Genomic DNA, 22,049 nt, shown 5'->3' on the forward strand with positions numbered 1-22,049 from the left:
CCTGGCATGGTGGCCCCATGGCTGACCGGGGAGCGAGCGCTCCGTCACTCCCGGACGACTGGCCCGCCCATCTGGACCACCCGATCCTGGCGCTCAACCACATGGGCACCTTCGACTGGGATCTCGACGCCGGCCTGTTCCACATGGACACCCAGGCGTACGAGGTGTTCGACCTGACCCCCGAGGAGTACGACGGCCGCCCCGAGTCCCTCGCCCTGCGGGTACCCCCCGCCGAGTCCAGCAGGCTGGACGCGGTGGTGTCCCAGGCCATCAAGGACGGCAGCGAGAACTACGGGACCTACTTCCGCATCCGGCGCCGCGACGGCACCTCGCGCTGGACCCACACGCAGGGCCACATCCGGCGCGACGAGACGGGCCGCCCGCGCCGGGTCGTCGGGATCGTCCGGGACGCCACCCAGGAACTGGAGGACAGCGAGGCCCGCAACCTCCGGGACGCCCAGGGGCAGGCACTGCGCCGGCAGACGGGTGTCGTCCAGGCGGTCACCGCCGCGCTCGCCCACGCCAGCAGCGTCCAGGAGGTCATCGACGTCCTCAAGGACACCCACGGCATCCCCAACCTGGGCGCCACCAGCCTGGTGATGGGCCTGGTCGAGGCCGGCCGGATCCGGCTGGTCGCCGAGGGGCCGGCCGGCAGCTTCGTGCCCGGCACCCGGATCACCCGGATAGACGAGCCCTACCCGATGGGCGAGGTGGTGCGGACCCTGGCCCCACGCTTCATCGAGTCTCCGGAGGAGTTCGCCGAGGGCTACCCGATACTGTGGCCGCACATCACCGACCTGCGCATCACCTCGGCCGCCTACCTGCCGCTGATCGCCCAGGCCCGGCCGATCGGCGCCATGGGCCTGCTCTACAACGACCGGCTCGGCTTCTCCACCGAGGAACGCGCCGTCCTGGTCGCCCTCGGCAGCAGCATCGCGCAGAGCCTCCAGCGGGCCATGCTCTTCGAACAGGAGAAGGACCTCGCCCAGGGCCTCCAGCAGGCCATGCTGCCGCGCACCATCCCCAGCGTGCCCGGTGCCGACGTCGCCGTCCGCTACCGCTCCGCGGCCGCCGGCGGCTCCCTGGGCCGGGACATCGGCGGCGACTGGTACGACCTCATCCCGCTGCCCGGCGGCCGGGTCGGCGCGGTCATCGGCGACGTCCAGGGCCACGACACGCACGCGGCGGCCGTCATGGGCCAGCTGCGCATCGTGCTGCGCGCCTACGCCGCCGAGGGCCACGCGCCGGCCACCGTGATGGCCCGCGCCTCCGTCTTCCTGGACGAGCTCGACACCGACCGCTTCGCCACCTGCCTGTACGCCGAGGCCGATCTGGCCACCGGCGTCGTCCAGGTGGTCCGTGCCGGGCACATCGATCCGCTGGTCCGCACCGTCGACGGCGGCTGCCGCCGGGTGCCCGTCGAGGGCGGGCTGCCGCTCGGCCTGTCCGCCGAGTTCCACAGCCTGGAGTACCCGGTGTCCACCCTGGAGCTGGACCCCGGCGAGACGCTGCTGCTGTGCACCGACGGGCTCGTCGAACAGCCCGGCAAGGACCTCGGGGACGGCATCCGGACGCTTGCCGAGCAGGTCGCCAAGGGGCCGGACGACGTGCGCGAACTCGCCGACCTGCTGATCGAGATCGCCGACGAGCAGGGCGGTGACGACGACGTGGCCCTGCTCCTGCTGCGCCGCCGCGGCTCCGACACCGCGCAGGCCGTCGGCCGCCTCCAGCAGCACGTGGCCTCCGGCGACCCCGAGGCGCTCGCCCTGGCCCGGCACATGGTCCGTGCCGCCGTCCGCGCCTGGGGCGCCGGGGACCGCGCCGACGAGATCGAGCTGGTCGCCGACGAACTGATCACCAACGCGCTGATGCACACCGAGGGCTCCGCGATCGTCACCCTCCGGGTCCTCGTCGGCACCGACCGCCGGGTGCGCGTCGAGGTCGAGGACTCCTCCAGCGCCCTGCCACGCCGCCGCGAGGCCGGCGAGGACGGCGTCTCCGGACGGGGCCTGCTGCTCGTCGACCAGATCGCCGACGCCTGGGGCGTCGAGGCACGCGGCGGCGGCAAGGCGGTCTGGTGCGAGTTCCGCATGCCGGAGAAGGACGACGGCAGCGCCCCGTAAGGGGCGCTGGGGGTACCCCCGGCCGAAGGCTGGGGGAGGAACTGCGAGACCGGCCCCCACGGCGCCGCAGCCGCACCACGACCCGATGCGGCACTTCCGGCGGACCGCACCGCGCAGCGGATGGCACCCTGGACGCATGCCCGAACTGCCCGAGGTCGAAGCACTCAGGGACTTCCTGACCGAGAACCTGGTCGGCCGCCAGGTCGTGCGCGTGCTGCCGGTCGCCATCAGCGTCCTGAAGACGTACGACCCTCCGGTCGGCGCCTTCGAGGGCAGCGAGGTCGTCGCCGTGCACCGGCACGGCAAGTTCCTGGACATCGAGGGCGACCGCGGACTGCGGTTCGTGACCCACCTGGCCCGCGCCGGCTGGCTCCAGTGGAAGGACCGGCTGCCGGACGGGCTGCCCCGCCCCGGGAAGGGCCCGCTGGCGCTGCGGGCGGCCCTGGAGACGGGCGCGGGGTTCGACCTCACCGAGGCCGGCACCCAGAAGAAGCTGGCCGTGTACGTCGTCCGCGACCCGCAGGACGTCCCCGGTATCGCCCGGCTCGGTCCCGACCCGCTCGCCGCGGACTTCGACGAGGCCCGTCTGGCCGCCCTGCTGGCGCCCGAGCGACGGCAGCTCAAGGGCGCCCTGCGCGACCAGAGCCTGATCGCCGGAGTGGGCAACGCCTACAGCGACGAGATCCTGCACGCGGCGAAGATGTCCCCGTTCAAGCTGGCCGCGTCCCTGACACCGGAGGAGACGCACCGGCTGTTCGAGGCGCTGCGCACCACCCTCACCGAGGCGGTGGAGCGCTCCCACGGCCTGGCGGCGGGGCGGCTCAAGGCCGAGAAGAAGAGCGGTCTGCGCGTCCACGGCCGGACCGGTGAGCCCTGCCCGGTCTGCGGCGACACGATCCGCGAGGTCTCCTTCAGCGACTCCTCGCTGCAGTACTGCCCGACCTGCCAGACCGGCGGCAAGCCGCTCGCGGACCGCCGCATGTCCCGGCTGCTCAGGTAGCCGGCGCTCACTTGGGGTCCAGGGTCACCAGGCGCTGCCCGTCCGCGTTGCGCACCTCGTAGCGGTCGATCTCGTCGGGGTGCATCGAGGAGCCGCCCGTCATGGTGCTCACCCGGCCGTCGTGGTCTCGCTCCGCCCAGGTGGTGACGATCTGCTCGGAGCCGTCGTCGCCGACGGCGACCAGCCGGCAGGAGCGCGGCCCGTCCGGGTCCTTGACCTGCAGCTCGATCGTGCTGCCCGAGTCCGTGTCCTCCGACTTCACCTGCGCCCAGATGCCGGAGTGCGCGTCGGTGGCCGCGGTGACCTGCACGGCCGGCGCGGTCTCGTGGCCGACGTAGGCCGCGATGCCGGGGCCCGCGACCGCGAAGACCACCGAGGCGGCCAGGCCGTACAGCAGCTTGCGGCGCTTGGCCCGGTGCCGGGTCGCCACCTCGGCGAGCAGCCGGTCCAGGAGCCGGGGCCCGGGCTGGGCCATGGGGTGCACGAAGCGCGGCGTGGCCCGGCGGTACAGCATCAACTGCCGTGCCGCGGGGCCGAACTCGGTCACGTGTGCCGTGCAGCTGGGGCACTCCATGAGATGGTCCTCGAAGCGGAAGGCCTCCGCCTCGTCCAGCACGCCGAGCGCGTACGCGCCGACGTCGCGATGCCTTTCCAGGGACCTCATGCCGAATCCTCGTGCCGATGGGTGCGGGTGGGGGTTACTCGTTGTTCCTTGCTCCCACCCGTACGCAGTCGGCAGCCGTTTCACTCAAGCCACGTACAGAATCGTAATCAACGGATTCGGAGCGGCCGGGCCCGCGGATTGGTCCTGAATCAAAAAAGATGGATGGCGAGGTGTCCGAGGGGCAGGCCGAGCCGCCAGGCGGGGGTCCACACCTTCGGTCCGTCGTCCTCGCCGAACACCGAACCGCCGCCCGGCACCGCGTCCAGGTCGGGCGCCAGCAGCTCGGTCTCCTCCAGCCAGCGCCAGGCGGCCGTGGCCAGATCCAGGTCCGGTGACGGGCCGCCCGACTCGGCCGACTCGGCCGTCACCACTGTCATACGTTCGCTGACCCAGTCCTGCCACGGCTGGTCGTACGCCGTGAGCGAAAGCCAGTTCTCCAACTGGGACACGACCCGGATGCCCGACAGTTCGCCGTCCGTGTCGGAGAGGAAGATGGTCAGCGCCAGCGCGTCGCGGCCGGCCCGGAACTCGAAGGACGTCGGTGGCATGAGATCGCCGGTGCGCAGCAGCTCGTCGGCGATGTACTCGGCGTACAACCAGGCCATCGGGACCGCCAGTTCCCCGCTCCCGGCCCCGTCCGTGCTCTCTTGACCTCTGTGCAGCATCCCGTCCTGCCTTCCTCCGGTGCGCGCGTGGCCCCGACCCCGGGTCCGTCCCTCTCCCGGTGCGGAACACGGATGAAGACAGCTGATTGCCCAAACATGGTCCTCAGCAAGGCGCTTTACCGAGGTTTGACCTGGCTTGCGGTTTCAGTGCAGGTCGGGTGCATAACCGGGCAGAACCCGGCGCAGGGCGCGCAGCGCGTAGTACGCCCGCGACTTCACGGTACCGGGTGGGATCCCGAGGGTCTGGGCTGCTTCCGCCACACTCGCCCCCTGGAAATACACCAGCACCAGGACTTCACGGTGCTCGGGGGTGAGAGTCTTCACAGCCTCCCGGACGTCGAGCGTCGCGACGGCGCGTTCGGCGTGGTCGCCGGCGGCCCGGGTGTTCTCCAGGACGGCGTCGTGCACCTCGGCGGGCCGCGCCTGCCGGGCCCGGCGCGCGTCGATGGCGAGCCGCCGGCCGACCGTCAGCAGCCAGGGCAGCACGGAGTCGAAGTCGTCGGCGCGCAGCGCCTCGGGGTGCTGCCAGGCGCGTACGAGGGTCTCCTGGACGAGGTCCTCGGCCCGCTGCCGGTCCCCGTCGCTGAGCCGGAGCAGCAGCGCGAAGAGCGGTCGGCCGTGCTCGCGCTGGAGTGCGACGAGCTCGTGCTCGGCGGTCGTCGTCCCGTGGGGAAGGGTGGTTCCGGCCGTCATGGCGGTATGGCATCGCAGGGCCCGGGCGGGGGACAGGGGGCAGGCCGTGATGTGCGGCGGACGGTCGATCGCGTCGGTGAACGGTGCGACGAACGGTCCCGCACCCCCCGAACCCGACCCGGATGGGTCAATCGGGGCGCCTGAGTTGTTTGCGGCCGCCTCCACCTTCGTACCCATTGATCTGTAAATCGGACAAGGCTTGCGACTCTGGGGTACTCCTGATGATCAATCGCAGACGCCAGGCGGCCCTGGCCCTGACCGCCCTGCTCGCCGCCGCGGCCGCATGCCAGAACCACGCGCGGGAGGAGAGCGCCGCCCCGCCCCCGCAACCGGCACCGGCCGTGCCCGCCACCGGCTTCACCCTCGTCGCTTCGGGTGACGTCATGCCGCTGAACTCCGCGTACGACCACGCGAACTTCGACGCGGGCGGCAACGGCTACGACTTCCGCGCGATGCTCGCCGGCGTCGAACCCGTCGTCTCCCGCGCCGACCTGGCGCTCTGTCACCTGGCGACCGTCACCGGCAAGGACGGCGACCGGGCCGGGCTCACCTCCCCGCCGCAGCTCGCGGAGGCACTGGCCGCCATCGGCTACGACGGCTGCTCCACCGCCTCCGACCGCGCCCTGGACGACGGCGCCGCGGGCATCCAGCGCACCCTCGACGCCCTGGACCGGGTGGGCGTCAGGCACGCCGGCACCGCCCGCACCCAGTCCGAGGCCGGCACCCTCACCCTGATGAACGCGGGCCGCGCCAAGGTCGCCCAGCTCTCCTACACCTACGACGTCAACGGCAACTCCCTGCCGCCCGGTCAGCCCTGGGCGGTCGGCCTCCTCGACGAGAACCGCATCCTCGCCGACGCCCGCGCCGCCCGGCAGGCCGGTGCCGACGTGGTCGTGGTCTCCGTGCACTGGGGCGCCGAGGGCACGGACGCCCCCGACCAGCAGCAGCTCACCCTCGCCAAACGGCTCACCGAGGCCCGCACCGGCGGCCGCCCCGACATCGACCTGATCCTCGGCACCCACGCACACATCCCGCAGGCCTACGAGAAGGTCAACGGCACCTGGGTGGTCTACGGCCTCGGCGACCAGCTGGCCGGCGAGATGTACAACAGCCAGGGCCGGCAGGACCCGCGCGGCAACCAGTCCACCCTCGCCCGCTTCACCTTCACCCCGCCCACCACCCCGGGCGGCCGCTGGGAGGTCGCCAAGGCCGAGTTCGTCCCGCAGCTCTACGACGTCGACGCCGGCCGGGTCGTCGACCTCAACGCGGCCATCGACCAGGGGGCCGACTTCACCGCCGCCCGGGACGCCATCCGGGACGTCGTGCTCAGCCGTGGCGCCGCCAAGGACGGGCTGATCATGGGGGAGTAGCAGAGGTCACCGCACGGGCCGGTCACTCGACGTCGACGTGGTCGAAGGTCACCAGCAGCTGCTTCAGCACCCGCACGCACGCCGTGAGCTCGGCGTCGGTCAGGTCGCCGCCGACCTGCCGGTTCAGGGCGTGCTCGCGGGCGAGGACCGCGGTGATGGTCGCCCGGCCCTCGTCCGTGAGCCGGATCAGGGAGGAGCGCTGGTGCGCCGGGTTGGGGGTGACCTCGGCCCAGCCGCGCGCCACCGCGTCGTTCACCATGCGCTGCACGAACTGCCGGCTCAGCGCCATGATCCGGCCCATCTGGGGCACCGTCATGGGCTCGTACCGGCGCAGCAGGTCCAGCACCGAGCGCACCCCGACCGAGGCCCCCTCGATCTGCTCGCCCTGCTCGACCTTGCGGAAGGCGCGCCGGTAGAGGGGGCCGATCAGATCGAACACCTCGGTGATGCGCTCGCCCAGCTCGTCGGGGGCGAGGGGCTTGTCGATGTCGTTCACCCGGCCATCATGCACCTCCCGTCAAGATGACAACTGGGTTGTCAAAGTCTCTCGATGATGACACCTTGGTTGTCATGAATGCTGCTGCGGACGTCCGCTTCCACCCGTCCTCCGACGGCGACCTCGCCTACCTCGACACCGGCTCCGGCGACCCGGTGGTCCTGCTCCACTCCGGGTACGTCGACCACCGCTTCTGGTACCGGCAGATCCCGGCGCTCGCCGCCGAGTACCGGGTGATCGCCCCGGACGTGCGCGGCCACGGCTTCTCCGCCAACGCGAGCGAGCCGTTCCGCTGGGCCGACGACCTCGCCGCGCTCCTGCGCCACCTCGACGCCGGGCCCGCCGTCCTCGTCGGCGTCTCCATGGGCGGGGTGATCGCCACCGACACCGTGCTGGAACACCCCGAACTGGTCCGCGCGGTGGTCACCTGCGGGGCGGTGACGGGCGACTTCCGGTACACGGACCCCTGGCACACGGAACTCCAGGCCGAGTACGCCCGCACCCTGGGCGCCGGTGACATCGAGGGCTGGCTCGACGCCTTCGTGAAGGTCGTGGCCGGCGAGCACCGCACCCTCGACGCCGTCGACCCGGAGATCCCGCGCCGGCTGCGGGAGCTGGCCCTGCACATGATCTCCAAGCACGCGCCCGACGAGCCCGACCGGCTGGTGCGCGTGACCGACTCCTGGTCACGGGTGCCGAAGATCGACGTCCCGGTGCTCACGGTCAACGGCGGCCTGGAACCCGCCGACCTGCTCGCCGCCGCGGAACGCCTGGCCCGCGAGGTCCCCGACGGCCGCGCCGAGATCGTCGAGGGCGCCGGCCACTACCCGAACCTGGAGAAGCCCGAGGAGTTCAACGCCCTCCTGCTCGGCTTCCTCCGTGGCCTCTAACGCCCGGCCAGCCGCGACCTCTTGTACGAGTAGCCGAAGTAGATCACGCACCCGATCACGAACCAGACCGCGAACCGCACCCAGGTCTCCCACTTCAGGAACGTGATCAGCCAGATGGAGAAGACGACACCCAGCGCCGGCACGAACGGCATCCACGGGGTACGGAAGGTGCGCGGCAGCTCCGGCTGCCGGTAGCGCAGCACGATGACCGCCGTGCACACCACCACGAACGCCAGCAGGATGCCGATGTTGGTGAGTTCGGCCGCCTCGCCGATCGGCACGAACCCCGCGAGCAGCGCCGAGGCCACCCCGACGATCCAGGTCACCCGGGTCGGCACGTGCCGCGTCGGGTGCGTCTTCGCGAACCAGCCGGGCAGCAGCCCGTCCCGCGACATCGAGAACCAGACGCGGGTCACGCCCAGCATGAACGTGAACATGACGGTCAGGATGCCGATGATCGCGCCCACCGCGATCACGTCCGCGAGGCCGCTCAGCCCCACCGACTTGAACGCCGTCGAGAAGCCGCTCTCCGGGTCGATGTCCTTGTAGTTCTGCATGCCCGTCAGGACCAGGCAGGCCGCCACGTACAGCACCATCGAGATCGCCAGCGAGTAGATGATCGCCTTCGGCATGTGCCGCTGGGCGTCCTTCGACTCCTCGGCCGCCGTCGACATCGCGTCGTACCCGAAGACCGCGAAGAACACGGTCGCCGCGCCGGTGAACGCGCCGCTGATGCCGAACGGGAAGAAGGGGTGGTAGTTCGACGTGCTGATGTGGAACACGCCGACGGCGATCACCAACAGCACCACCAGCACCTTGAGCACCACCACGAACGTCTCGAAGCGGGCCGCACTGCGGATGCCGAGGTTGAGCAGATACGCGATGAGGAGACAGAGCAGGGCGGCGAACAGGTCGACCCGGTGGCCGTCGCCGGTGCCGGGCGCGCCGAGCATCCAGTGCGGCAGGTTCGCGCCCATCTCCTCGACCAGGAAACCGAAGTACCCCGAGATGCCGATCGCGACCACCGCCACGATCGCCGTGTACTCCAGGAGCAGGTCCCAGCCGATGAACCAGCCCGCGAACTCGCCGAGCACCGCGTAGCCGTACGTGTACGCCGACCCCGCCTTCGGGATCAGCCCGGCGAACTCGGCGTACGACAGCGCGGCGCAGGCGCTCGCCACCCCGGCGATGAGGAACGAGACCAGGACGGCGGGCCCGGCCGTCTCGTTGGCGACCGTGCCCGCGAGCGTGAAGATGCCCGCGCCGATGATGCCGCCCACGCCGATCGCGGTGAGCTGCACCAGCCCGAGCGACCTGTCGAGCCGGGCGCCCTCGGTGACCTCGGTCTCCTCGATGTGTTCGATGGGTTTGCGACGGAGAATTCCTTCACCCATACGGAGCTTGGCCATGTGCCTCACCTCTTCGCCGATCGCGAACGGCTGACGGCCGATCATGATGGCCCAGTGGTCTCAGGGACGGAAGACGCCACGCACGGTCTCGGCCCAGCCCGGCGTCCAGGTCCGGGCGGCGGTGCGCGGCGGGCGGGTCCCGACGAGATGGGCGCGCAGCGCGGCGAGCGCCGGGTGCGGGTTGGCGGTGGCCCAGAGCAGGGAGTGGGGGTAGAGGGGGGTCGGGTCGAGCAGCGGGATCCGGCGCAGGTCGTGGCCGTCCGGCCAGGTCAGCCTGGTCTCCTCGGTGACCAGGGTCGCCACGGTGCCGGAGGCCGCGAGGGCGTCCTGCAACGCCCCGGAGAAGTTGGCGCCGGAGGAGTCGACGGCGAGTCCGAACTCGGCGGCGAGGGAGGCGTAGTACGCGGCCCACTCGGTGCCCGCCACGATCCCCGGGATCCAGATCCGGTGCCCGGCCAGCTCGGCGGGAGTGACCGAGGCCCGGCCGGCCAGGGCGTGCCCGGGGCCGGTGAGCAGCTGGACCGGATCGTCGCACACCCGGACCGCCTCGATCCCCCTCGGCAGCGGCCGGCCCGGCATGGCGACCGCCCGGAAGGACGCGTCGACGGCGCCGGAGCGCAGGGCGGTCAGCGCCGACTCCACGTCGAAGAGGGTGACGACGTCCAGGGCGAGGTCCGGGTGCGTCTCGTGGAAGCCGCGCAGCAGCGCCGCCGGGGCGAGCCGGGCGCCGACCACGTCGACCCGCAGCGGGCGCCGGCCCCGCCGTACCGAGGCGGCCGCCCGCTCCTCGGCCAGCAGCAGCTCGCGGGCGGGCGGCAGGAAGGCCCGGCCGTCGGCGGTCGGCTCGGCACCCCGCGCGGTCCGGGTGAACAGCCGCACCCCCAGCTCCTTCTCCAGCGAGGCGATCCGCTTGGACACGGCCTGCTGGGTGACCCCCAGCACGGCCGCGGCCTCCTGGAACTGCCCGGAGTCGGCCACGGCGACGAAGGTGCGCACGGCGGTGAGGTCCACCTCCACACCGTACAACCGATGGTTGTGGCGGCGGGCCCGGAGGTTGTTTGATCCCACGGCCACCTGCGCGTTTTCATGTCCCGGGTCAACGGGAGGTTGTGCATGGGGCGGCGGTTCGGGTGGCTGTGGGCCGCGTACTCGGTGAGTGCGCTCGGCACCTGGCTCGCCTTCGACGCGTTCTCGGTGATCGCCGTCATCGCGCTGCACGCGGGGCCGTCCGAGGTGGCGCTGCTCGCCGCGGCCGGCCCCGCCGTGGGCGCGGTGGCCGCGCTGCCGCTGGGGCCGTGGGTGGAGTTCCGGCGCAAGCGGCCGGTGATGACGGCGATGGACCTGATCAGGTTCGCGGCCCTGCTCACCGTCCCCCTCGCCCACGCCCTCGGCGACCTCGGCCTCGGCCAGCTGCTGCTCGTCTCGGTGGTCGTCGCGGCCGCCGACATCACCTTCAACGCGGCCTCCGGCGCCTTCCTGAAGTCCCTCGTCCCGGCCGACCGGCTGCTCACCGCGAACGCGCGGTTCGAGTCGACCAACTGGACCGCGCTGGTTCTCGGCCCGCCCCTCGGCGGCGCCGCGATCGGCCTGTTCGGGCCGGTGACGACCGTCGCGGCGAACGCGGTCAGCTTCCTGCTGTCGGCGCTCGGCATCCGGGCCGTCGGCGGCGGCGAGCCGCGCCCCGCACCACGGGACGTGCAGCGGCTGCGCGCCGCGGACCTGCTCGACGGCTGGCGGCACATCCTCACCAGCCCCGCCCTGCGGCCCCTCTTCTTCAACAGCCTCGCCGGCAACGCCCTGATCATGGTCGCCGCACCCCCGCTGGCGGTCCTCATGCTCGGCCGGCTCGGCTTCACCCCCTGGCAGTACGGCCTCGCCTTCGCCGTGCCCTGCCTGGGCGGCCTCCTCGGCGCCCGCGCCGCCCGGCCGCTGGTCGCCCGGTACGGCCAGTGGCGGGTGCTGCGCGCCGCGAGCGCCCTCCGTGCCGTCTGGCCCCTCGGGCTGGCCTTCGTCGGGCCCGGGCTGCCCGGACTGCTGCTGGTGATGGTCCTGGAGTTCGGGGTGATCACCTGCTCGGCCGTCTACAGTCCGGTCTACGCCACCCGCCGCCTGGAGCACACCCCGGACGACCGGGTCGCCCGCACCCTGTCCGCGTGGTCGGTCACCGGCAAGGCCACCACGGCCGCCCTGACCGCCCTGTGGGGCCTGCTGGCGAGCCTCACCGGACCGCGCACCGCGATCGCACTCGCCGGCATCCTGCTCCTGGCGACCCCGCTGCTGCTCCTGCGGGAGACCACTACGGCACGACCGTCACCGGCCACCGTCCCGCCTTCACCAGACGGATCGCGACCGAGCCGATGAAGCGGTGGCCGGCCTGCTCGGAGGCGCCCACCACGACCGCGTCGGCCTTCAGCTCGTCGGCCGCCTTCACCATGCCGTTGTAGGCGTCGCCCCGGAAGGTGTGGAACTCCCAGCGCACCTCGAATATCCCCCTGAGCCGCTCGGCCGCCTCCCGGATCTGCCCGACCAGCTCCTCCGCGATCTCGTCCGTGGTCTCCGCCACCGGCGCCCCGAGCGCCGCGCCGGCCGCCAGGACCGGCTGGACGTACACGATGGCCAGCAGCGCGTGCTGCCGCCGGGCCAGACCCGCGGCGTAGGAGGTCGCGCGCCACGAGGAGTCCGAGCCGTCCATGCCGACCACGATGACCTTGGGGCCGTCCGTGCCCCGCTCGAACTGGTGTTGTTCCGCCACGATCCGAGGCTATCGGAATACGCAGGTCCGGTCAGTGCCCGGGGCGTCCCGCCGGGCTGGCCGTGTGCCGTACGGGTGCGGGCTGTGGGGGGCTGGCCGCGCAGTTCCCCGCGCCCCTGACGGGGCGCCGTGCAGCCCCCTGCTTCTAGGGGCGCGGGCTGCGCGACCAGCCCCCACCGGCCCGCAGCCGCCCTTCGGCCGCGACCGGCTCGACGGGCGGGCCCGGCGGGCTCTTCCTACAGTCGGAGACATGAGTGCCGCCGTGCAGCCCGCCACGGGCAGAGAGCCGGCGGGGCCGATACGCCCGCCTCGCGGCGGACGGCTGACCTGGGTGCCCGAGGCCTTCGGGACGTTCTTCGGCGCCCTCGCCCTGCTGTGCGCCCTGCTCTCCTTCATCGCCCCGCTGCGCGTGCTGCTCCACCCGGTCGTGCACTTCGTCGACGCCGTCGTGGTGCCCGTCAGCCCCAACCTGGCCTACGCGGTCTTCCTGTTCCTGCTCGGCGGCGCCACCGCCGCCCGCAAGAAGGTCGCCTGGTGGCTGGTGGTGATCTACCTCGGCCTGCTGGTGCTGGCCGACGTCCTGACCGTCGCCTTCGGCTTCGGCTGGTACCCGTTCAGCTCACTGGTGGTCTGCGGACTCGCCCTCGCCCTGCTGATCGTGGCCCGCCGGGAGTTCTACGCGGCCTCCCGCAGAGCCGCCGTACGCCGCGCCCTCGCCGTCCTGCTGATCGGCCTGGTCGTGGCGATCCTGGCCGGCTGGGGCCTGGTCTCGCTCTTCCCCGGCTCGCTCCCGCACGGCCAGCACCTGGCCTGGGCGGCCGACCGGGTCTGCGGCGGCCTCGTCTCCGGCGGCAGCTACGGCGGCCGCCCGCCCCGCTTCGTAGCCTTCCTGCTCGGCCTCTTCGGCGCCCTCGCCCTGCTCAACGCCGCCGCCACCCTGTTCCGTTCGCAGCGCCTCGAAGCGGCCCTGCACGGCGACGAGGAGGCCCGCATCCGCGCCCTCCTCAAGGCCTACGGCGACCGGGACTCCCTCGGCTACTTCGCCACCCGGCGCGACAAGGCCGTGGTCTTCTCACCCAGCGGCAAGGCCGCCGTCACCTACCGGGTGGAGGCCGGGGTCTGCCTGGCCAGCGGCGACCCCGTCGGCGACCCGGAGGCCTGGCCGCACGCCATCGCCGCCTGGCTGGACGTGGCCCGCCGGCACGCCTGGGTGCCCGCGGTGATGGGCGCCTCCGAGGACGGCGCCAAGGCCTACGTCCGCGCCGGACTCGGCGCCCTGCAACTCGGCGACGAGGCGATCCTGCACGTCGCCGACTTCGACCTGGGCGGCCGCGAGATGCGGGTCACCCGGCAGGCCGTCAACCGCGTCCGGCGCACCGGCGCGACCAGCCGCATCCACCGCCACGCCACCCTCACCGAGACGGAGATGGAGGAGGTCGTCGACAAGGCCGACGCCTGGCGCGACACCGAGACCGAGCGCGGCTTCTCCATGGCCCTGGACCGGCTCGGCGACCCCGCCGACGGCGACTGCCTGCTCGTCGAGGCCGTGTCCGAGGACGGCCGGCTGCTCGCCCTGCTCTCCTTCGTGCCCTGGGGCCGCGACGGGATCTCCCTGGACCTGATGCGCCGTGACCGCGCCGCCCCCAACGGGGTCATGGAGTTCATGGTCGCCGACCTGTGCGAGGCCGCCCCCAAACTGGGCGTGCGCCGCATCTCGCTGAACTTCGCCGTCTTCCGCTCGGTCTTCGAGGAGGGCGCCCGCATCGGCGCCGGACCGGTGCTGCGGCTGTGGCGCCGGCTGCTGCTGTTCTTCTCCCGCTGGTGGCAGCTGGAGGCCCTGTACCGCTCCAACGCCAAGTACCGCCCCGAGTGGTACCCGCGCTTCCTCTGCTACGGCGAGGCCGGCTCCCTCGCCCGGATCGGCCTCGCCTCCGGAATCGCCGAGGGCTTCGTCTCCGTACCGTCCCTGCGCAAACTCTGGGGAAAGGGGCACCCGCAGACCGGACCGCGGCCCGTCGAGGCGCCGCAGTCCGCGCCGGTGCCCGGTGTCGATGGAGGGGACGGAACCGGGCCCGGCGCACCGGACGCCGGGCTGCCGGACCAGTTCCGGGTCCGGCGCCGCAAGCTGGACCGGCTGCGGGCGGCGGGCGCCGACCCCTACCCGGTGGCCGCCGGCCCACCGCCCCGCGCCCTCGCCGAGGTGCGCGAGGGCGAGACGGCCACCGTGGCCGGACGGGTCATGCTGGTCCGCGACTTCGGCGGCATCGTCTTCGTGACGCTGCGCGACTGGTCCGGCGACCGCCAACTGGCCCTGACCCGCGACGGGTCGGGAGCCGCCCTCGACCGGTTCACCGCCGACACCGACATCGGCGACCAGATCACCGCGACCGGCCGCATGGGCGTCAGCGACCGGGGCGAACCGACCCTCTTCGTCACCGACTGGCGGCTCACCGCCAAGTGCCTGCGCCCGCTGCCCGACAAGCACCGCGGGCTCGCCGACCCCGAGGCCAGGGTCCGCCGCCGCTACCTCGACCTCGCCACCAGCCCCGCCGCCCGCGCCGTCGTCCGTACCCGCTCCACCCTCGTACAGGCGCTGCGCCAGGGACTCCTGGACCGGGGCTACCTGGAGGTCGAGACCCCGGTCCTCCAGCAGATCCACGGCGGCGCCAACGCCCGGCCCTTCACCACCCACAGCAACGCCTACGACCTCGACCTGCACCTGCGCATCGCCCCCGAGCTGTACCTCAAACGGCTCTGCGTCGGCGGCCTGGAGAAAGTCTTCGAACTCGGCCGGACCTTCCGCAACGAGGGCGTCTCCCACAAGCACAACCCCGAGTTCACGATGCTGGAGGCCTACCAGGCGTACGCCGACTACGACGTGATGCTCGACCTCGCCCGCGAACTGGTCCAGGGCGCCGCGACCGCCGCCTTCGGCACACCGGTGGCCCGCAGGGACGGACAGGAGTACGACATCTCGGGCACCTGGCCGGTCCGGACCGTGTACGGGGCGATCTCCGACGTGCTGGGCGAGGAGATCGGCCCCGGCACCGAACTGCTGCGGCTGCACCGGCACTGCGACCGGACCGGGGTGCCGTACACCGCCGACGACGGGCCCGGCGACGTGGTCCTCGAGATGTACGAGCGCCTGGTGGAGGAGCGGACCCGGCTGCCCACCTTCTACAAGGACTTCCCCACCGACGTCTCCCCGCTCACCCGGCAGCACCGCACCGACCCCCGGCTCGCCGAGCGCTGGGACCTGGTCGCCTTCGGCACCGAACTGGGCACCGCCTACTCCGAACTGACCGACCCGCTCGAACAGCGCCGCCGGCTCACCGCCCAGTCGCTGCTCGCCGCCGGCGGCGACCCCGAGGCGATGGAGCTCGACGAGGACTTCCTCGACGCCCTCGAATACGCGATGCCGCCCACCGGCGGACTTGGCCTGGGCGTCGACCGGCTGGTCATGTTCCTCACCGGCCTGACCATCCGTGAGACGCTTCCTTTCCCTTTGGTCCGCCATCGCTGACGCTTCTTGGTCTTTTCTTACCGAAACCTTTTGTTGCTGGTCCGTGCGGGTGCTTTCCCACCGCCGCACCGGTGTTGATGTGCTGCGCCGGAGTCCTGCCGGGCGACTGATGAGTCATGCAGAAGGATCAGTTGTTCACCCGGCGCCGGCTGCTGCTCGCCGGTGGTGCCGCTCTGGGAGCCGCGGGCACCGCGGGCATCGTGCTGGCGGGCAGCGCCGCTGAGACGGCCGGCGGGGCGGCCGCCCCGGCCGCGGGTCCGCAGGCCCGCCCGGCGCTCAAGTCCTCCGCCTTCCGGCTCCAGCCGCTCACCGGGTACGGCCCGCCGCGCACCGCGCCGCGCAAGCTCAAGGTCCGCACGGAACCCATCACGGAGATCTCCCGCAGCGGCCGGCGCATGATGCTCACCTTCGACGACGGCCCCAACCCGAACTACACCCCGCACATCCTGGACACCCTCGCCAAGTACGACGTGCGGGCGATGTTCTTCCTGTGCGGGGAGTGCATCGTCGTGAACCGGGAACTGGTCGCGCGGATGGCCGAGGCGGGCCACGTCGTGGGCAACCACACCTGGACGCATCCGCTGCTGACCACCCTGAACCGCCGTGCGATCCGCGACGAGATGACGAGCACCAGCGACGCCATCGAGGACACCTACGGCGAACGCCCGCAGTGGTTCCGCGCCCCCTACGGCGCCTGGAACCGCGCCGCCTTCCAACTCGGCGCCGAGATGGGCATGGAGCCGATGGCCTGGACCGTGGACAGCACCGACTGGACCGAACCGGGCACCCGCACCATCGTCGACACGATCGAGAACGGCGCCGCCCCCGGTGTCGTGATCCTCTCCCACGACGCCGGGGGCGACCGCTCGCAGAGCGTCAAGGCGCTGCGCGAGTACCTGCCCTACCTGCTGGACAACGGCTACCGCCTGACCGTGCCCCGCCGCCGGACCTGAACGGGCCCGCGCCCGCCCGGTGGCGGCCTCAGCGGGCCTCGACCAGGCGGGCGAAGACCACGACGTTCCCGTCGTAGCCGTTCTGCTTCGAGAAACCGCCGCCGCAGGTGATGACGCGCAACTCCGGTGTGCCCTTGGAACCGTAGACCCGGTCGCCCGGGAAGTTGGCCTTCGCGAAGACCTCGATTCCGTAGATCTCGAACACCGCCGTCCGGCCGTCCTGGCGGTCGACCTCGATCCGGTTTCCCTTCTTCAGGGAACCGAGCCCGTAGAAGACGGCCGGGCCCTTCGTGTTGTCGACATGGCCCACGACGACGGACGTGCCCTTCTCCCCGGGCGAGACGCCACCGCTGAACCATCCGGCCAGATTCGGGTCGTCCGGTGGCGGCGCCGCGATCCAGCCGTCCGTGTCCAGACCCACCGGCATCACCGGCGCGTCGACCCGGATCGCCGGGATCCTGATCCGGTCCGCCGCGGCGAACGGCAGCGCGGCCGGCGCCGTGGCGAAGGTGCCCGGAACCGTGATACGGCTGTCCGGGGCGGCGGCCGAGGCCGGCTGCGGCGGACCGACGTCGAACTCTCCCGAACCGTTGCGAATGAGCGCCAGACCGGTCAGCAGAACGAGCGCTATCACGCCCCAGGGGGCACGCTTCCTCCGGCGCTCCTCCTCTTCGGCGAGCTCGGAAAGTTCGGACGCAGACATTCGCCATCCCCTCTCGACGCGGCCGCCCTCGGGTCCGTATCACGCATGGGAAAAAGCTAAGTCCCCCACGCGCGTGCGGCGACGGGGCGACGGGCGAACGGGTGGCCCGCGGGTATGCGGGTGCGCCATCCGAGTTGCCGTTCTCAGGATTTTTCTGACGGTCCGTGACCTGCGGCAATATCTGATTGTGCGCTTTTCGTTCGGCGTGTCCCCTCACCAGGACGGACCATTCTCGAAATGCGGGCGTGTTCCGGGCAACTGAGGGTCTATTCGGGAGGTGCTTTCTCGCCGATCCACCGGGGACGGTTCCCGGGGCGCCTTCCGCGGAGGAAGAGATGCGAAACTCACGTGCGCTGGCGGCCGCGTGCACCGTGGTCGCCGTTCTCGGCGCCGCCGCCCCCGTGGCCGTCGCCGACGGCCTGGGCAACCCAGGCGGCCCGCCCAACACCCAGGCCCCGGTCGTCGGTGGGGGGGGCGTCGCCCCCGGGACCGGAGTCGGCGGGGTCGGCGGGGTCGGCGGGGTCGGTGGTGTCGGCGGTGTCGGCGGGTTCGGAGTCGGCGGTGTCGGTGTCGCCCCCGGTGTCGCAGGTGTCGGAGTGGTCCCCGGGGTAGTGGTCCCCGGATACGGGGTGGGCGGGTTCGGCGACGGGCGTTTCAACAACGGCAACCGCGGCCGGCGTGAGGACGGGCGCTTCGACGACTTCGACCGCCGGGACGACGGCGCGCGTGACATCGACGTCCAGCCCCGGTCGATCGCCACCGGCCAGCGGATCACCGTCACCGTCAACGACTGCCGCAGCGGCTCCATGACCTCGCGCGCCTTCCGTACGACGTCGCTGTTCCCGTTCGGCGGTGACATGGCGCGCGGTGTCGCCACCATCGACCGGAACGCCAGCCCCGGCCCGTACGACCTGACCGTGCGCTGCGACGGACGCACCCTGCTGCGGCGGGACGCGTTCTTCGTGCTCGGCGGCGTCCGCGGCGGACTCGGCGGCAGCGTCTCCAGCGGGGCCACCCCCGCGGACATGGCCATCGGCGGTGGCCTGGTGGGTGCGTCCGTGCTCGCCGGCTGCGGGTTCTGGCTGCGCCGCCGGAGCGAGAAGCGGCTCTGAGCCGGCGTATCCGTGTCCCGGTCCCGCGGCGGACCGGGACAGGGACCCGCACGGCCGCACCACGATCAGGCGCCCTCCTCCTCGCCGGCGTGTCCGCGCGAGCGCCGGTACGCCGTACCGACCGACACCGCGACGAGCGCCGCACCGAAGCCGATCTCCCCGAGATCGAACCCGCCGACGCTGCCGCCCTCACCGGCCCGGACACCGCGCCCGGGCGGCAGGGGCTGCGGGTTGAGCGCCTGGCGGCTGCCGGAACCGGCGGTGTCCGCACGGCCGTCGACCACACCGTCGGCGCGACCGTCCGTACCGCTGCCGCTGTGCGTACCCGCGTCCGTACCGCTGTCGGTGCCGCTGCCCGCGTGCTCATCGGTACCGCTGTCCGTACCTCCGCCGGCCTGCTCGTCGGTGCGCCCGCTTCCCTCGCTGTTCCCGTCGCCGTGCCCGGCCGCGTGCACGGCGTCCCGTCCGGCCTGCGTGCTGCTGGCGATGGCCAGCTCGGTCGACGCGCTGGTGCCGTCGCAGTTGAACGTCACCCGGTACGACGACTGCGACTTCGCCGTCCGGTCGACCGTGGCCGTGCCCGAGTCCCGCCCCGACGGGATGCGGACCGTGTCGAAGAGACCAGAGGTGACGGTCGCGGCGCCCCGGCAGCCGCTGCCGCGGTCCAGGTGCAGGCTCACCCGGCCGCCCGCCGTGACGGTGGTGGGCGTGATCCGGAAGCCGAAGGACGTGTCACTGGCCCGGCCGCCCTCCCGGCCGCCGCCGGCGGTGTCGCTCGCGAGGATGACCGGGGCGCAGAGGGCGAAGGCGCCGAGGCCCAGCAGGGCGGCCGAGGCAACGCGTATCGCGCGCATGGTGGTTCCTCCGGTCCCCGAGGAGCGGCCTGCGGACCTGTTCCGCCGGTGCCGGAAATGCACCTCGATGATCGGAACGCTAGAAACCTCCGCACATGCGCGCGAACGCTGTAGGGCGAACGGGGGACCAGGATGGGCCGTCCGGGGGACACGGGCGGCGTGGCGCGCCGCTGCACGACGTCCCCCGGTGTGCCCGCTACCCCTTGATGTGCGGGAAGAGGTTCAGGAACGGCTGCGCCGTCGCCGTGATCCCCCGGCTGTACGGCTCGTCGAAGTCCCAGATCAGGAACAGCATGAAGGTGATGGTCGCGGTGAACAGACCGGCCAGGACCAGCTCGCGCCGGGAACGCCTGATCTGCAGCGCGAAGACCATGCCGATGGTGATCGCCGCTCCGGTCAGCAGGCCGATCCACACCACGTTCGGCATGGTCGCCCCGGTCGAGTCGGCCCGGGAGCTGCGCGCCTGGTCGAGCGCGGCCACCTGGTCCACCAGCGGCTGGTAGGCCTGCGCCTGGAAGTCGGACTTCGGCTCGTAGTCGGTGACGTCCTGACGGATCTGCGCGAGCAGCTCGGCACCGTGCCGGGAGAGCCGCCCGTGGTCGGCCATCTCCTTCCATTCCCTGTCGACCACCTGGGCGACGTAGGCGTCCACGTCCGCCCGGATCCGGTCACGAGTGTCGGGCGGATACACCCGCACCCGTTCGTAGATCTCGTGCAGCGCCTGCGCCTCCGCCTGCACATGGTCCTGGGCGGCGCTGCGGGCCTCCCACACCCCGGCCACCGCCAGACCGAGGACGATGGCGTAGATGACGCCGATCCACATGGTCATGTACTCGATGACGTCCGGCGTCTCGGAGGGATCCTCGTCCTCCGCCGCCCTCTTGTCGCGGACGAGGGTGATGATGACGACCACGACAACGGCCGCGAGCATCGCGAGGACGAGAACAAGCCAATCCGGCAACGGAAGCCTCCAGGTTCGGTGGGTCGGCCGTCAGCGCGCGCGGAACGCGGCGACGGCGATGATCGCGGGTACGGCGATGAGCAGGACGTAGGTGACCGGGGAGGTGCGGTTCGGGGCCGTCGCACCGGCCGACCGGACGTGGTACGGCGGGTAGGTCACCGGGGTCGGCGAGGGCCGCGGGGTGGGTTTCGGCGGCGGGGTGGGGGCCGGCTTGGGCCGCGGCGCCGGTGGCGGGGTGGGGGTGGGCGTGGGCTTCGGGGCCGGTGCCCGCCGGGGTGGCGGCGGGGGTGCCGGGCGCGGCGGCTTCGGGGTGGGCGTGGGCTTGGGTTTCGGGGTGGGTTTCGGCGGCGGGGTGGGTGTCGGAGTGGGTGTGGGCGTCGGGGTCGGCGTGGGGCAGGGCGGCGGGGTGGGCGCCGGACACGGCGGGGGAGTGGGCCAGGAGCCCCCGGCGACGGCCACCGCGTGGATGCCGTCGGGACCCGTCGAGGCGTAGGCGCAGGCGTCGGCCGACGCCGTGCCGGCCGGGCAGCCCGCCAGGGCCCACGTCAGCGTCAGCAGGGCCAATACCCTCGGGACGGGCGCGAGTCTGGTCGCTTCGGGTGCATGCACGACGGAGATCATGGGGCGTCGGGCGCCGTCGCACGCCGGAGTACCGGGTGATTGGCCCGAACGGGGGACATGTGACGTAAACCGGTTTGAATCACACCGCATCGCGAATGGCTCGAAGCGTACGCCCGTGCGGGACGCGGTCCACGGCCACAGTGTCCCGAAAGAAATTTGTGCGGTCGTTGAACACTTCGGCCCCCGGCATCCGTACCTGGTGTCGTGCGGCGGCGCAGAGGCGCTGCAATAACCAGGCGATTATGGGGAGTTGACGATGAAGACCTCGTGGAGGAGCGCCTCGCTGGTGGCCACGGCCGCGGGGGTGATGGTGTTCGCGACGGCGTGCGGTCAGGACAACACGACCACTCCGTCCTCGGCGGCCCAGAACGTCGGTGCCACGGCGCCGGCCGGCATCGGCAGCATCACCAACCCCTCTGCCTCCACCGGGGCGGCCAACGGCTACGGCGCCGACGGCAGCCAGGCCTCCAGCTCCCCGGCCGCGGTCGCGCCCGCCGGCAAGCTGACCGTCGCCAGCAACCCCGACCTGGGCAAGGTGCTGACCGACGGCAGCGGCCTCACCCTCTACCGTTTCGACGCGGACACCGCCAATCCCCCCAAGTCGAACTGTGACGGCGACTGCGCCACCACCTGGCCGCCGGTGCCCGCCGGCGACGCCACGGCCGGTGCCGGCATCGACAAGTCGCTGCTCGGCGAGGTCACCCGCTCCGACGGCACCAAGCAGCTGACCGTCGCCGGCTGGCCGATGTACCGGTACGCCAAGGACGTCAACGCCGGTGACGTCAACGGCCAGGGCGTGGGCGGCAAGTGGTTCGCGACCGCCCCCGACGGCAAGAAGGCCACGCTGGCCGCCCTGCCCGGTCTTTCGGTCCGCAAGGACGCCAAGCTCGGCGACATCATCGTCGACAAGAACGGCATGACGGTCTACCGCTTCATCAAGGACAAGGCGTGGCCCAAGGTGGTCTCGAACTGCACCGGCGACTGCCTCGTGAAGTGGCCGGCCGTCGCCGAGGTCGCCTCCAGCGACACCAAGGGCATCGTGAAGAAGGGCCTGATGGGCTTCACCCGCCCCGACGACGGCGCCAAGCAGCAGACGGTCAACTGCTGGCCGATCTACACCTTCTCCGGCGACACGAAGGCCGGTGACACCAACGGCCAGGGCGTCGGCGGTACGTGGTACGCCGTCTCTCCCGAAGGGAAGCTGGTCGGCGCGCCGAGCAACTAGGCATCACCTCAACAGGGTTGACCGCCCGCCCCCTC

The 22,049-nt window shown here is 72.3% G+C and carries 20 protein-coding genes; 9 read left to right on the top strand and 11 right to left on the bottom strand.

Translation table 11 applies throughout. The annotated features are described in order from the left end of the window. Positions 1-17 precede the first annotated feature (17 nt). Together ACFY0K_RS01205 and ACFY0K_RS01210 are read left to right on the top strand one after the other, a co-directional pair. Positions 18-2,123 carry a SpoIIE family protein phosphatase gene (locus ACFY0K_RS01205; protein WP_390638012.1) on the top strand — a complete coding sequence of 702 codons (2,106 nt, stop codon included), beginning with the start codon at positions 18-20 and terminating at the stop codon, positions 2,121-2,123. Positions 2,124-2,259: 136 nt separating this feature from the next. Continuing rightward, positions 2,260-3,123, top strand: coding sequence for an Fpg/Nei family DNA glycosylase (locus ACFY0K_RS01210; protein ID WP_390638013.1), 864 nt, complete (start codon positions 2,260-2,262; stop codon positions 3,121-3,123). A gap of 7 nt (positions 3,124-3,130) precedes the next feature. Here ACFY0K_RS01210 and ACFY0K_RS01215 read toward each other — a convergent pair whose 3' ends face one another. From ACFY0K_RS01215 to ACFY0K_RS01225, 3 genes are all read right to left on the bottom strand, one after another. Next, positions 3,131-3,787: a zf-HC2 domain-containing protein gene (locus ACFY0K_RS01215; RefSeq protein WP_390638014.1), complete on the bottom strand. Its 657-nt coding sequence runs from the start codon at positions 3,785-3,787 to the stop codon at positions 3,131-3,133. Positions 3,788-3,936: 149 nt separating this feature from the next. Then, positions 3,937-4,452, bottom strand: coding sequence for a hypothetical protein (locus ACFY0K_RS01220; protein ID WP_390638015.1), 516 nt, complete (start codon positions 4,450-4,452; stop codon positions 3,937-3,939). A 144-nt stretch (positions 4,453-4,596) separates the two neighbouring features. Beyond that, a complete protein-coding gene (locus ACFY0K_RS01225) occupies positions 4,597-5,145 on the bottom strand; it encodes a sigma-70 family RNA polymerase sigma factor (protein ID WP_390638016.1) in 549 nt (182 codons plus the stop codon). 221 nt (positions 5,146-5,366) lie between these two features. On the opposite strand from ACFY0K_RS01225, the gene ACFY0K_RS01230 reads away from it, so the two are divergent. Continuing rightward, positions 5,367-6,515: a CapA family protein gene (locus ACFY0K_RS01230; protein WP_390638017.1), complete on the top strand. Its 1,149-nt coding sequence runs from the start codon at positions 5,367-5,369 to the stop codon at positions 6,513-6,515. A 22-nt stretch (positions 6,516-6,537) separates the two neighbouring features. Here ACFY0K_RS01230 and ACFY0K_RS01235 read toward each other — a convergent pair whose 3' ends face one another. Next, complete coding sequence (locus ACFY0K_RS01235; RefSeq protein WP_390638018.1) at positions 6,538-7,011, bottom strand: MarR family winged helix-turn-helix transcriptional regulator; 474 nt, start codon at positions 7,009-7,011, stop codon at positions 6,538-6,540. 74 nt (positions 7,012-7,085) lie between these two features. Between ACFY0K_RS01235 and ACFY0K_RS01240 the strand changes: the two genes are divergently transcribed. Further along, a complete protein-coding gene (locus ACFY0K_RS01240) occupies positions 7,086-7,901 on the top strand; it encodes an alpha/beta fold hydrolase (RefSeq protein WP_390638019.1) in 816 nt (271 codons plus the stop codon). On the opposite strand, the gene ACFY0K_RS01245 is transcribed toward ACFY0K_RS01240, so the two are convergent. Then, positions 7,898-9,310, bottom strand: a complete 1,413-nt coding sequence (locus tag ACFY0K_RS01245; protein ID WP_390638020.1) for an amino acid permease — start codon at positions 9,308-9,310, stop codon at positions 7,898-7,900. The two genes, ACFY0K_RS01240 and ACFY0K_RS01245, sit on opposite strands and share 4 nt — an antisense overlap. Positions 9,311-9,370: 60 nt before the next feature. After that, positions 9,371-10,321, bottom strand: a complete 951-nt coding sequence (locus ACFY0K_RS01250; RefSeq protein WP_390638021.1) for a LysR family transcriptional regulator — start codon at positions 10,319-10,321, stop codon at positions 9,371-9,373. Between the two features lie 102 nt (positions 10,322-10,423). On the opposite strand from ACFY0K_RS01250, the gene ACFY0K_RS01255 reads away from it, so the two are divergent. After that, entirely contained in the window at positions 10,424-11,671 is a 1,248-nt protein-coding gene (locus ACFY0K_RS01255; RefSeq protein ID WP_390638022.1) for an MFS transporter, read from the top strand. Here ACFY0K_RS01255 and ACFY0K_RS01260 read toward each other — a convergent pair. Beyond that, positions 11,607-12,062 (bottom strand): universal stress protein, encoded by a 456-nt coding sequence (locus ACFY0K_RS01260; protein WP_382727743.1) that lies wholly within the window; start codon positions 12,060-12,062, stop codon positions 11,607-11,609. The genes ACFY0K_RS01255 and ACFY0K_RS01260 overlap by 65 nt on opposite strands. Positions 12,063-12,312: 250 nt before the next feature. On the opposite strand from ACFY0K_RS01260, the gene lysX reads away from it, so the two are divergent. Beyond that, positions 12,313-15,585, top strand: coding sequence for a bifunctional lysylphosphatidylglycerol synthetase/lysine--tRNA ligase LysX (gene lysX, locus ACFY0K_RS01265; protein WP_390638023.1), 3,273 nt, complete (start codon positions 12,313-12,315; stop codon positions 15,583-15,585). Between the two features lie 116 nt (positions 15,586-15,701). Next, positions 15,702-16,538, top strand: coding sequence for a polysaccharide deacetylase family protein (locus ACFY0K_RS01270; RefSeq protein ID WP_351955516.1), 837 nt, complete (start codon positions 15,702-15,704; stop codon positions 16,536-16,538). 28 nt (positions 16,539-16,566) lie between these two features. Here ACFY0K_RS01270 and ACFY0K_RS01275 read toward each other — a convergent pair whose 3' ends face one another. After that, complete coding sequence (locus ACFY0K_RS01275; protein ID WP_390638024.1) at positions 16,567-17,241, bottom strand: class F sortase; 675 nt, start codon at positions 17,239-17,241, stop codon at positions 16,567-16,569. A gap of 335 nt (positions 17,242-17,576) precedes the next feature. Here ACFY0K_RS01275 and ACFY0K_RS01280 point away from each other — a divergent pair, with 335 nt between their 5' ends. Next, complete coding sequence (locus ACFY0K_RS01280; RefSeq protein WP_390638025.1) at positions 17,577-18,353, top strand: hypothetical protein; 777 nt, start codon at positions 17,577-17,579, stop codon at positions 18,351-18,353. A 65-nt stretch (positions 18,354-18,418) separates the two neighbouring features. On the opposite strand, the gene ACFY0K_RS01285 is transcribed toward ACFY0K_RS01280, so the two are convergent. The 3 genes from ACFY0K_RS01285 to ACFY0K_RS01295 form a co-directional block, all read right to left on the bottom strand. Next, positions 18,419-19,207 carry a hypothetical protein gene (locus ACFY0K_RS01285; RefSeq protein ID WP_390638026.1) on the bottom strand — a complete coding sequence of 263 codons (789 nt, stop codon included), beginning with the start codon at positions 19,205-19,207 and terminating at the stop codon, positions 18,419-18,421. A gap of 196 nt (positions 19,208-19,403) precedes the next feature. Beyond that, on the bottom strand, positions 19,404-20,138 hold the full coding sequence (locus ACFY0K_RS01290; RefSeq protein ID WP_390638027.1) for a DUF4239 domain-containing protein: 735 nt from the start codon (positions 20,136-20,138) through the stop codon (positions 19,404-19,406). 60 nt (positions 20,139-20,198) lie between these two features. Continuing rightward, on the bottom strand, positions 20,199-20,777 hold the full coding sequence (locus tag ACFY0K_RS01295; protein WP_390638028.1) for a hypothetical protein: 579 nt from the start codon (positions 20,775-20,777) through the stop codon (positions 20,199-20,201). Between the two features lie 268 nt (positions 20,778-21,045). Between ACFY0K_RS01295 and ACFY0K_RS01300 the strand changes: the two genes are divergently transcribed. Continuing rightward, the gene (locus tag ACFY0K_RS01300) at positions 21,046-22,014 is read left to right on the top strand and encodes an SCO0930 family lipoprotein (protein ID WP_390638029.1); all 969 of its coding nucleotides are present in this window, start codon (positions 21,046-21,048) and stop codon (positions 22,012-22,014) included. Positions 22,015-22,049 lie beyond the last annotated feature (35 nt).

Origin of the sequence: Streptomyces sp. NPDC001507 (assembly GCF_042894765.1) — a bacterium.
GTDB lineage: Bacteria > Actinomycetota > Actinomycetes > Streptomycetales > Streptomycetaceae > Streptomyces.